Origin of the sequence: Flavobacterium xanthum, assembly GCF_900142695.1 — a bacterium.
GTDB classification, from domain to species: Bacteria; Bacteroidota; Bacteroidia; order Flavobacteriales; family Flavobacteriaceae; genus Flavobacterium; species Flavobacterium xanthum.
In genome coordinates this window covers 13,508-25,096 of the sequence record NZ_FRBU01000026.1, presented here as the reverse complement: position 1 = coordinate 25,096, position 11,589 = coordinate 13,508, and the positions used below count along the sequence as shown (strand labels likewise).

Genomic DNA, 11,589 nt, shown 5'->3' with positions numbered 1-11,589 from the left:
TTGCACACGATTTAATAGCGTGTGATCAAAACTCATGCTTTAAAATCCATAACTCATAAATTTATCAAATGAAATTATCACATTTTCAATTCGATTTGCCAAAAGAACTTCTTGCCGAATATCCAGCTGAAAACAGAGACGAAGCACGTCTAATGGTTATTGATCGTAAGAAAGGAACTATAGAGCACAAAATGTTCAAAGATGTTATCGATTATTTTGACGAAGGTGATGTTTTGATTCTGAATAATACTAAAGTTTTTCCAGCTCGTTTGTACGGAAATAAGGAAAAAACAGGCGCTAGAATCGAAGTTTTTTTACTTAGAGAATTGAATTCTGAGCAAAGACTTTGGGATGTTTTAGTTGATCCGGCACGTAAAATCAGAATTGGTAACAAATTATATTTTGGAGACGACGATTCATTAGTGGCTGAGGTTATCGACAATACCACTTCCCGTGGAAGAACCTTGCGTTTTCTTTACGACGGTTCGTATGAAGAATTCAGAAATAAACTAACAGAACTTGGAGAAACTCCAATCCCAAAATACATTTCCAGAGACGTAACTCCAGAAGATGCGGAGCGTTACCAAACTATTTATGCTAAAGAGGAAGGTTCCGTTGCAGCACCAACTGCAGGATTGCACTTCTCTAAACATTTATTGAAAAAACTAGAAATTAAAGGAATCAAATTTGCTGAAGTAACGCTTCACGTAGGTTTAGGAACTTTCAATCCAGTAGAAGTTGAGGATTTATCTAAACATAAAATGGACTCTGAGGAATTAAAAATAAGTCAGGAAGCATGTGATATTGTCAATGGGGCTAAAGCCAAAAAGAAACGTATCTGTACTGTAGGAACAACTTCCATGCGAGCCGTTGAAAGTTCTGTTTCTTCTCAAAACACTTTGAATCCTTTTGATGGATGGACAAATAAATTTGTCTTTCCTCCGCATGACTTTGCTATTCCAACGTGTATGATCACTAATTTTCACACGCCAAAATCAACATTATTAATGATGGTATCCGCATTTTGTGGTCATGATTTAATGAAAAAAGCATACGCAGAAGCAATTGAAGAAGGATATAAATTCTATTCTTATGGTGATGCAATGTTAATCATCTAAGCGGCATTCATTCCAGATCTTAAATAATAGAATCTCGTCAGTAATGGCGAGTTTTTTTTTGTTTTATTCTAAGTGAAGTCAAATTTGGGTGTCCCCGCTGAAAAAGCGGGTCGGGCTGTACGCTGTATCTTTATTTTCTTAAAGAAAGAAAATAAAGGATGCCGCTTCCATCCCTCACACAAAATTGTTGTGTAAAACACCCCTGAGTTTAATCCACTTGATACACCAATCGCACCGTAATATTAGCCGTTTTGTTTTTGGATTGCGTATTAAAAGAACCGCCATAAGAAAAATCTTCTGATGAGTTTTGACCAGTTATTTGAAAAACGCCCATGTCTGATTTTTTTAAATTTCCTAAACTTGCATCCGCATTTTCAGCAATACTTTTGGCTCTGATGCTCGCGTCTTTTGTAGCTTCGGCAATCATTTTTATTTTTAATTCAGCCAGCTTTGTGTAATAATATTCCGGTGGAGACGAATAGAATTCCACTCCGGAATTAATCAACTCACTGGATTGTCGGGATAATTCCTCAATTTTATTGACTTCCTTAGATTGAATGCTTACGCTTTGTGTCAACGTAAATCCAGTGAATATTTGCTGTCTTGTCGTTCCGTTTTCATTGAAGGTAGTTTCAAAATCCTTATTGAAATTTACCGCTGAGAAAACCATTTCATTCGAGGCAATTCCTTTGCCTGATAAATAGCTTTTTATTTTCTCTCTGTCAATATCTAATGCGGCATAAGCCTCCTTAAGCGTCATGCTTTTTTTAGAAAAAGAGCCACTCCAAACAATCAAATCCGATACGAAATCCTTCTTTCCGGAACCCGTCACACTGATGGTATCGTTGCTTTTATTGCGATTCTGAAAAGCATTCGAAAAGAGATAGGAGGAAATTACTAAAGCTATGGCAATAATAATTACGTTTAAACTGTTTTTAAGCATTGTTGAGTTTTTTATAGTCAATCAAATATAGTCAATTTAGGAGTGTGATGTTATTTTTACTACTCACAGATTTTTTATTTTAGTTCGTGAAAGGCTAATTTTTTTAACTATAGTTTTACATTCAATCCTTTTAAAGTCCTTTATCGATAGGTCTTTTTTTTGTACTTTTACAAAACAAAAAACAAATTATGATTTTCGAAAATACCATTGAATTTGCACGACAGTTAGATTCGCAAGATCTATTACATAAGTACCAAGAAGAGTTTCTTTTTCCACAGGTAAATGGTAAAAAAGTGATTTATTTCACAGGAAATTCGCTGGGACTACAACCCAAAAGGACTAAAGCGTATGTAGATGAAGTGATGAATGATTGGGCAAATTTAGCTGTTGAAGGTCATTTTTATAGTCAAAAACCATGGTGGGATTATCACGAGCGCTTTGCACAACCACTGAGTAAGATTGTTGGGGCGCTGCCAAGCGAAGTTACGGTAATGAACACCTTGACCGTGAATCTTCATTTGTTGATGGTTTCTTTTTACCGACCTACAAAAACCAGGTATAAAATTATTTGTGAAGAAAAAGCATTTCCTTCGGATCAATATATGTTTCAAAGTCAGGTTCATTTTCATGGATATAAACCAGAAGATGCGCTTGTAGAAATCAAGCGTCGCGAAGGTGAACACAACATTCGTTTGGAAGATGTTTTGGCAAAAATTGAAGAAGTTGGTGACGAGTTGGCTTTGGTATTGATTGGTGGAGTCAATTATTACACAGGACAAGTTTTTGATATGAAAACCATAACTGCCGCAGGTCATAAAGCGGGAGCTTACGTAGGATGGGATTTAGCACATGCTGCTGGAAATGTGAAACTAGAATTACACGATTGGAATGTGGATTTTGCAGCATGGTGCAGTTATAAATACATGAATTCAGGTCCCGGAAATGCTTCAGGATGTTTTATACATGAAAACCATCACAACAATTCAGAGTTGCCAAGATTCGCAGGATGGTGGGGACACAATAAAGAACGTCGGTTCAAGATGGAACAAAATTTCGATCCTATTCATGGAGCCGATGGTTGGCAAATTAGCAATTTACCTATTCTGTCATTAGCACCTTATTTAGCATCAGTGGACATGTTTGATGAAATTGGAATGGAAGCACTACTGCAAAAAAGAGATAAGATCACATCGTATTTAGAGTTTATTTTACAAGAAATTGATAAAGAAGTTGATAGTAGTTTCGAAATCATTACACCATCCAATCCATTAGAAAGAGGCTCCCAATTATCAGTATTGCTTCATGGTGAAGGACGAAGATTATTTGACTATTTAATGAAAAACGCTGTCATCACTGATTGGCGCGAACCAAATGTTATTCGATTAGCACCAGTTCCAATATATACATCCTACACAGATATGTATGAATTTGGTCAAATTTTGAAAACAGGAATTCTAAATAAAGCATAGCTTTGAATTATATAAGAAATAGTTTTAATTGTATAACTGTTTTTTAGGACTTTAAGCGTTCCTTTGTAGATTAGAAATTAATAAAAATCAAATTATGAAAATTATATATTTTATATTGTTGTCTTTAGTAGTTGTTTCTTGTCAAAATCAAGGAAAAATGGAAATTGAAAAAGCAAAACTAGCTACTGTAGATTCCATGAAAGTTGAAATGGAGAAACAAAGGGTTATTGATTCTATGCAAGTTGAAATGGTTAAGATTGAAGAAGCCAAAATTGAAACTCAAAAGGAAGTTGTTGTAGTTAATCAACAGGCACCTGGAACAACGACCACTACTACAAATTCAACGACAACAAGAAAGAAAGGATGGAGTAGTACAGCTAAGGGAGCTGTAATTGGCGCAGGAGTTGGTGCTGCTACCGGAGCAATTATCAGCAAGAAAAAAGTTCAGGGAGCTATAATTGGTGGTGTTGCTGGCGCTGGAATAGGTGCTGGTACTGGAGCAATTATCGACGGAAGCAAAAAGAATTAAATTTATTCGTAATATATAAAAGAGTGTTTAAGTTCCTAGAGAGCTTAAACACTCTTTTTTTTTGAGTAAATTTTTGTTTAATACGAATCCATATTTTCAATAATGGCATTTGCCTTCGTTTTGATCTTATACAATTCTTCAGGATTTATTTTATTTAATAAATTCAGCATCATGGACATTCTCTGATTTCCTTTAAAAAACTCTTTTTTCTCATCTAGAAAATTCCAATACAGTGAATTGAAGGGACACGCTTTATCTCCAAATTTCTCCTTGACATTGTAATGGCACTTGGCACAATTATTACTCATTTTATTAATGTAACTTCCAGAAGATACATACGGTTTTGTAGCAATAATTCCACCATCGGCATATTGTGACATCCCGCGAGTATTGGGCATTTCGACCCATTCGATTGCATCGATGTAAACGCCTAAATACCAAGCGTCTACTTCGTCAGGATGAATTTGCGTTAATAACGTAAAATTACCAATTATCATTAGACGCTGAATGTGATGCGCGTAAGCCTCGTCTAAACTTTGATTGATGGCGTGACTCATGCAATTCATTTTGGTATTACCCGTCCAGAAAAAATCAGGTAGTTTATTCGTGTTTTTCAAAACATTCAGTTGGGCATAGTTTGGCATTTCTTTCCAATAGATTCCTCGAATGTATTCGCGCCAACCCAGAATTTGCCTTACAAATCCTTCTACTTGTGAGATGGAAATCTCAGTTTCATTGGCATGATAAAAAGCGATGACGGTCTCTATGACTTCTTTTGGTGACAGCATTTTACTATTCATAGCAAAAGACAAACGAGAATGAAAAAGGAATTTTTCCTCGGTATGCATCGCATCTTCATAATCACCAAAATGTTTTAATAGATTTTTACAGAAATAATCTAAAACCTCCAAAGATTGCTGACGAGAAGTAGGCCAACTGAAATTATTTGTATCGATGTTTCCAAAAGTTGTAATTCCTGCTTCTTTGATTTGGGCAACAACTTCAGAAACATTTGTATGGAAATTTTTTTCTGAAGGTACTGGAACTTCTCCTTTGTATTTCTTACGATTGTTAGCATCAAAATTCCATTGGTTGCCTAATGGAGTGCTGCCATCCATCAAGACATGATGTTTTTTTCGCATGTTCCGATAAAAATTTTCCATCAGCAACAACTTCTTTCCTTCAAAAAATTCAGAAAGTTCGTGACGCTTGGTATAAAAATGTTCCGAGTCAAAAGCTTCTGAGGCAATTTTTAATTTGGAACAAATTTTTTTTAGTTGTTCATCCAGTCGGTTTTCGTCAGGAAATTGGTATTCGAATTTTTCGATTTTATATTTTTCGATGCAAAGAGCAATTATTTTTTCTAAATCCTGTGGATTGGTACCATCGGTAATTTGAAAATAGACTGCTTGATGTCCCAAGTCTTTTATAGTTGTATAAAAATTCCTCATTGACAGAAAAAAGGCCACAACTTTTTGAATATGATGTTTTACATAATCTGTTTCCTGCCGCATTTCGGCCATAACATAAATCGTGTTTTCATCGTATTCTTGCAACCAAGAATGCTGTAAATCTAATTGATCACCAAGGATTAACCGCAGTTTTTTCATTTCTTATTTTTTGGAAAAGGAGGTGCTTGGAATTTCTTTTCTCGCATATTGGAAACGATCCACTAATTTGGGTAAACAATACCCATCTAGGCCATTTATTGCCACAACGTTCCCTCTATCAATTTGCAACCAACCGTCTTTATGTACAAGTTCTTCTTCAAAAAATAAATTTTCGATAGAAGCGATTAGGTGAATGGTGTCGTTTTCTTTAATGTAGTATTCATTAACGTACTTGCAATACAATTGAACAGGACTTCCTTTTACAAAAGGGGTTTCAATACCATTTTTATATTCTTCTTCTAAATTAGTTTTATCAAACTCAGAAATTCCCAGTTCATAATTTGCTGAAGTATGATGCGCATCTGCAATCATGTCAACAGTAATATGGTTCACTGTGAAATATCCTGTTTCTTTAATATTCTTGTACGTGTCTCTGGGCACCGTTGTTGGGCGCATTATGAATCCAATCAGCGCTGGGCTACTGCCTAGATGAGTGATACTGCTAAAAATGGCAACATTTGATTTGCCATCAACGGATTTTGTAGCAAGTAGATTAGCAGATTTGTAACCAGTGCAGGAATTGATTAAATTTAATCTTTCGATTTTTTCCATTTTATCAATAGCATCTCTTGAAATGTTTTTCATATTTACTGTTATTTACAACAAATATACTTTTTGTTTAATTAATTACGAAATTAATTAAACAAAAATTATATAATAATTTAGTGCTGTCTGTTTCGATAGCATACATTGAAATAAATAGTTTTAATTATCTGTCAAATCCTATATATTTGTTTTTCAATTTATCCAATGATGAAATTACTTAAAAAATCCTTTATTTTTTTGCTTGCTTTACTATTTGTTTTGGTGGTAGCAGTCCTTCTCTATGGTTTTTATCTGCAACCAAAATATGAAGGTAAAGTGCGGTTGAAAAATATTCAAAAGGAAACTACAGTTTATTTTGATGAATTTGGGGTGCCTCATATCTATGCCACTAACTCAAAAGATGCCATGGTTGCTTTGGGCTATGTTCATGCTCAAGATAGGCTTTGGCAAATGGAATTGATGCGCCGCATTGCTCTGGGACGATTATCAGAAATTTTTGGTTCGGTTGCTCTTAAAAATGACAAATTCTTCGCTGGCTTAGGAATCGAAGAGGCTTCTGCCAAAGCGATTGCGGATTTAGATAAAAATATTCCCAGTTATGAATTGACAATGGCTTATTTGGAGGGTATTAATCAATACATGGAGGAAGGAACGACACCAATAGAATTTAGTTTGGTGGGCGTTAAAAAAGAAAAGTTTACCATAAAGGATGTCTATAATATTTTTGGATACATGTCTTTTAGTTTTGCGATGGCTCAAAAATCAGATCCGTTGTTAACTGATATTCGAAATAAATATGGAATGGATTATCTTAAGGATTTTGGAATTGATGGTGCCTTTAATACGACAAAAATTAAAAACGCAAAAAACAGGCCTCAAGAATACGCTGCTATTTCAAAGTCAGTGGCGCTACTTTTGGATCAGTCCCCTGTTGCTCCTTTTATAGGAAGTAACAGTTGGGTTATTGCTCCAAAGAAAACAAAGAACGGAAAAGTTATTTTTGCTAACGATCCACATATTGGATTTTCGCAGCCTGGAACGTGGTATGAGGCACATATCGTCACTCCAGATTTCGAATTATATGGCTGTTATCTAGCAGGAACACCTTATCCATTATTAGGCCATAATAGGGAATATGCCTATGGTTTAACTATGTTTGAAAATGATGATATTGATTTGTACCAAGAGCAAAATAATCCAGCCAATGCCAATGAATATAAGACACCAACTGGTTTTAGTACCTACGAAATTCGAAAAAAAACAATCAAAGTAAAAGATTCTACTGATGTAGTTTTGAATGTAAAAGTGACGCGCCACGGTCCTGTTATGAACGATTTAATTGATGGTTTACAGCAAGACAAACCTGTGGCAATGTCTTGGATTTATACACAACAACCCATTCAAATTCTCGATGCGGTGTATGCGCTTTCACACGCTAAAAATAAATCCGATTTTCAGAAAGGTGTTTCACTAATCGCCGCTCCAGGATTGAATGTTATGTATGGCGATGCCAAAGGAAATGTGGCTTGGTGGGCAACCGGGAAATTGTATAAGCATAAGGAAGGTGTAAATCCAAATTTTATTTTGGATGGTGCTAGTGGAAAGGATGATATAGAGCAATATCTGGATTTCTCCAAAAATCCTTCGGCGGTGAATCCTAGATGGAATTATGTCTATTCCGCAAATAATCAACCCGAACCAATTGACGGGTTTTTGTATCCCGGTTATTATCTTCCTGAAGATCGAGCCAAACGAATTACGCAATTATTGAATCCAAAATCAAATTGGGATATGGTTTCGGTAGGAAAAATGATTTTTGATAATACCTCTTCTGTAGCTCCAAAAGTTGTGAGGGATTTAATCTCAAATGTAAATCAGGAATCCCTTTCAGAAAATGAAAAAGAAGCCCTGAGTATTTTAAAAGATTGGAAAGGAACTAATAATCTGAGTGATGTGGCTCCTACAATCTATAATAAATGGATTTTTAATTACTTAAAAAATACTTTTGAAGATGAACTTGGTGCTGAAAATTTCAAGATGTTTTTAGGAACGCACATCATGAAGCAAATTATAGCGAGACAAATTAGGAATGAAAAATCACTTTGGTGGGATAATGTTAAGACTAAAAATCAGAAAGAAACAAGAAGTCAGATTGTCTCCAAATCATTCAAAGAATCCGTTGTAGCTTTAGAAAACCAACTGGGAAATACCGTTTCGGATTGGACTTGGAATCGAGTGCATACAGTGGAACACCAGCACCCATTAGGAAAGATAGCCGCTTTGCGAAGTATTTTCAATGTGGGGCCTTTTGAAGTTTCAGGTTCAACGGAAGTAATTAATAATCTCTTTTTTGATTTTACGGAAGACGGCAATTACTTGGTCAAAGGAGGTCCATCCACAAGACGAATCATAGACTTTTCAGATATAGAAAATAGCTGGAGTATCTTACCAACAGGACAGTCTGGTAATCCACTAAGTGCGCATTACAGCGATCAGGCTGAGCTGTATAACATGGGTAAATTCAGAAGAATGATGCTGAATAAGAAAGAGATTGTTAGAACTTCGACTAAATTGATTTTTATTCCTGGTAAAAAATGATTTTTATAAAGGAGCTAAAATAATAAATGAGTAATTTTGCTTAACTTTTTATAAATAAATAATGCAAACTCCCATAAAAATAGCAGTTGTAGGTTCTGGATTAGTAGGATCTTTATTAGCTATTTATCTTCGTAAAGCGGGTCACACGGTACATGTTTACGATAGAAGTCCTGATATCCGAAAAATACAGTTTTCTGGTCGTTCCATCAATTTAGCGATGTCCAATCGAGGTTGGAAAGCTTTGGATGGAGTAGGAATAGGAAATGCCGTGCGTGAGATTGCAATTCCTATGGAAAAACGCGCGATTCACTTAGTGGATAAGCTTAATTTTCAAAATTACGGTCAAGAAGGAGAATCGATTTATTCTATTTCAAGAGGAATTTTGAATAGGAAAATGATTGATTTAGCCGAAGCCGCAGGAGCTGAATTCTTTTTTGAACATAAAATATGGGACGTTTCGCTAGATGATGCAACGCTACATATTGGAGAAACGGAGCGTGGTGCCTGGGAAGATAAAAAATATGATATGGTTTTTGGTGCGGACGGTGCTTTTTCTAGAATTCGTCACCGCATGCAGCGCCAAAGTATGTTTGATTATTCGCAAGAATTTTTACCCATTGGTTACAAGGAATTAAACATTCCTGCAAATGCTGACGGAACACATAAATTAGATAAAAATTCCTTTCATATTTGGCCTCGTGGCGAGTATATGTTGATTGCCTTGCCTAATTTAGACGGAAGTTTTACTTGTACTTTGTTTATGCCATTTGAAGGAGAAAATTCTTTTGAATCTTTAAAAGACATAAAATTAGTGGAAGCTTTTTTTGAAAAAAATCTACCTGACACAATAGATGTAATTCCAAAATTAGCAGAAGATTTCTTTAAGAATCCTACCAGTACGTTAGTGACAATGAAATGTTATCCATGGACTTATGAAGATAAAATTGCGCTTATTGGCGATGCCAGTCATGCAATTGTTCCTTTTTATGGACAAGGAATGAACGCCGGTTTTGAAGATATTTCCGTGCTTTACGAAATGATGGAAAAGTATGGAGATGATTGGAAAACAGTTTTCTCTGAATACCAAAAATCACGTAAACCAAATGCAGATGCGATTGCGGAACTTTCGTATCGTAATTTTTTAGAAATGAGCTCCAAGACTGCAGATGAAAACTTTCTTCTGCAAAAGAAAATCGAAAAATCATTCTCAGATAAACATCCAGAAAAATGGATTCCGCTTTACAGCAGAGTTACTTTTAGTGATCGCCCTTATACCGAAGCGTTAGCTATTGGCGATTATCAAAATTCAATTATGGATGAAATTTTAAAAGTAGAAAATATTGCAGAAATATGGGACTCTAAAGCTGTTGAAAATAAAATATTAGAACTGTTAAAATAAAAAAAGGACTCTTTGAAGGAGTCCTTTTCAGATTTATCTATTTATTTTTTGTCGCCGGTTTCAATAAGACTCGTAAAGTACTGTCATTATTAAAATAGCTGAACATCCAAGTAATGAATATAGAGAGTTTGTTTTTGACACTCAAAATCAACATTAAATGGATGAACATCCAAGTAAACCAAGCCAGTCTGCCTTGAAAACTAAATTTGGGTAAATCAACAACCGCTTTTCGCTTTCCTACCGTTGCCATAGAGCCTTTGTCGTGGTATTCATATTCAATTTTCGGTTTATTTTTCAAGCTAAATTTGAAGTTATTCGCTAGAACTTTGGCTTGTTCGATAGCTACGCTAGCCACTTGTGGATGTCCGTTAGGATATTTAGGAGTAGCCATAAAAGCAATATCGCCAAGTGCATAAACATTTTCCAGATTTACAATAGTATTGTAGCGGTCCACGAGAAATCGATTGCCTCTAGTTATACTTTCTTTAGGAATACCCTCAAGGGTGTTTCCAATGATTCCCGCAGCCCAAATAACATTAGTTGATTTGATGATATCACCGTTCTGTAAGCTTACATTTTTGCCGTCATAATGGTTTACGATGGTGCTGGTTTTTACAATTACACCTAATTCTTCTAAATATTTGCGAGATGTTTTTTGAGAATCGATACTCATTGGGTTCAAGACGTTGGGAGATCCTTCGAGTAGAAAAATAGTCAATTTTGAAAAGTCTTTGTCAGGATAATCTTTTGGGAGAATGTTTTTTTTCATTTCCGCCAAAGCACCAGCAAGTTCAACTCCGGTAGGACCACCTCCTACAACTACAAAGTTCATTAAGGCTTGAAGTTCTTCCGGTGGAGCAATTAAAGCATCTTCGAAAGTTTGTAGAATTTGATTTCGAAGTTGAATAGCCTCAGGAACGGATTTCATTGGAAATGCAAATTTTTCAATTTCATCATTTCCAAAATAATTAGTTGTGCATCCAAAAGCGACTATAAGATGATCGTAATCAAAATCAGCAATAGAAGTTTTTAAAATTTTATTTTGTGAGTCAACACTTATGACGTCTGCAATCCGAATTCGCACATTTTTTGAATGCTGAAATACTTTTCTTAGAGGGAATGAAATACTTGCTGGCTCAAGTCTTGCGGTTGCTACTTGATACATTAAAGGTTGGAATTGATGGTAATTGTTTCTGTCGATTAATAAAACGTCAAAATCCGTGTTTTCTAAATCTTGTGCCAAGCGCAAACCGGCAAAACCAGCACCAATAATTACAATTTTCTTTTGAATTCCCATATTAAATTTATTTTTGAATT

At 35.3% G+C, this 11,589-nt stretch carries 9 protein-coding genes; 5 read left to right on the top strand and 4 right to left on the bottom strand.

Going from position 1 to position 11,589, the window contains the following annotated elements; genetic code table 11:
* Nucleotides 1-68: 68 nt before the first annotated feature.
* Nucleotides 69-1,118, top strand: coding sequence for a tRNA preQ1(34) S-adenosylmethionine ribosyltransferase-isomerase QueA (gene queA, locus BUC11_RS11545; RefSeq protein ID WP_073354216.1), 1,050 nt, complete (start codon nucleotides 69-71; stop codon nucleotides 1,116-1,118).
* Between the two features lie 208 nt (nucleotides 1,119-1,326).
* Here queA and BUC11_RS11540 read toward each other — a convergent pair whose 3' ends face one another.
* Nucleotides 1,327-2,061, bottom strand: coding sequence for an SIMPL domain-containing protein (locus BUC11_RS11540; RefSeq protein ID WP_073354215.1), 735 nt, complete (start codon nucleotides 2,059-2,061; stop codon nucleotides 1,327-1,329).
* Nucleotides 2,062-2,249: 188 nt separating this feature from the next.
* On the opposite strand from BUC11_RS11540, the gene kynU reads away from it, so the two are divergent.
* Both kynU and BUC11_RS11530 read left to right on the top strand, forming a co-directional pair.
* Nucleotides 2,250-3,530, top strand: coding sequence for a kynureninase (kynU, locus tag BUC11_RS11535; protein WP_073354213.1), 1,281 nt, complete (start codon nucleotides 2,250-2,252; stop codon nucleotides 3,528-3,530).
* A gap of 94 nt (nucleotides 3,531-3,624) precedes the next feature.
* Complete coding sequence (locus BUC11_RS11530; protein ID WP_073354211.1) at nucleotides 3,625-4,059, top strand: YMGG-like glycine zipper-containing protein; 435 nt, start codon at nucleotides 3,625-3,627, stop codon at nucleotides 4,057-4,059.
* Nucleotides 4,060-4,136: 77 nt separating this feature from the next.
* Here BUC11_RS11530 and BUC11_RS11525 read toward each other — a convergent pair whose 3' ends face one another.
* Together BUC11_RS11525 and BUC11_RS11520 are read right to left on the bottom strand one after the other, a co-directional pair.
* On the bottom strand, nucleotides 4,137-5,669 hold the full coding sequence (locus BUC11_RS11525) for a cryptochrome/photolyase family protein (RefSeq protein ID WP_073354210.1): 1,533 nt from the start codon (nucleotides 5,667-5,669) through the stop codon (nucleotides 4,137-4,139).
* A gap of 3 nt (nucleotides 5,670-5,672) precedes the next feature.
* Complete coding sequence (locus BUC11_RS11520) at nucleotides 5,673-6,314, bottom strand: flavin reductase family protein (protein WP_073354209.1); 642 nt, start codon at nucleotides 6,312-6,314, stop codon at nucleotides 5,673-5,675.
* Between the two features lie 168 nt (nucleotides 6,315-6,482).
* Between BUC11_RS11520 and BUC11_RS11515 the strand changes: the two genes are divergently transcribed.
* Entirely contained in the window at nucleotides 6,483-8,873 is a 2,391-nt protein-coding gene (locus BUC11_RS11515; RefSeq protein WP_073354206.1) for a penicillin acylase family protein, read from the top strand.
* A 61-nt stretch (nucleotides 8,874-8,934) separates the two neighbouring features.
* Nucleotides 8,935-10,272, top strand: coding sequence for an FAD-dependent oxidoreductase (locus BUC11_RS11510; RefSeq protein ID WP_073354205.1), 1,338 nt, complete (start codon nucleotides 8,935-8,937; stop codon nucleotides 10,270-10,272).
* A 37-nt stretch (nucleotides 10,273-10,309) separates the two neighbouring features.
* Here the strand turns inward: BUC11_RS11510 and BUC11_RS11505 are convergent, their stop codons facing one another.
* Nucleotides 10,310-11,569 (bottom strand): NAD(P)/FAD-dependent oxidoreductase, encoded by a 1,260-nt coding sequence (locus BUC11_RS11505; RefSeq protein ID WP_073354203.1) that lies wholly within the window; start codon nucleotides 11,567-11,569, stop codon nucleotides 10,310-10,312.
* Between the last annotated feature and the right edge of the window lie 20 nt (nucleotides 11,570-11,589).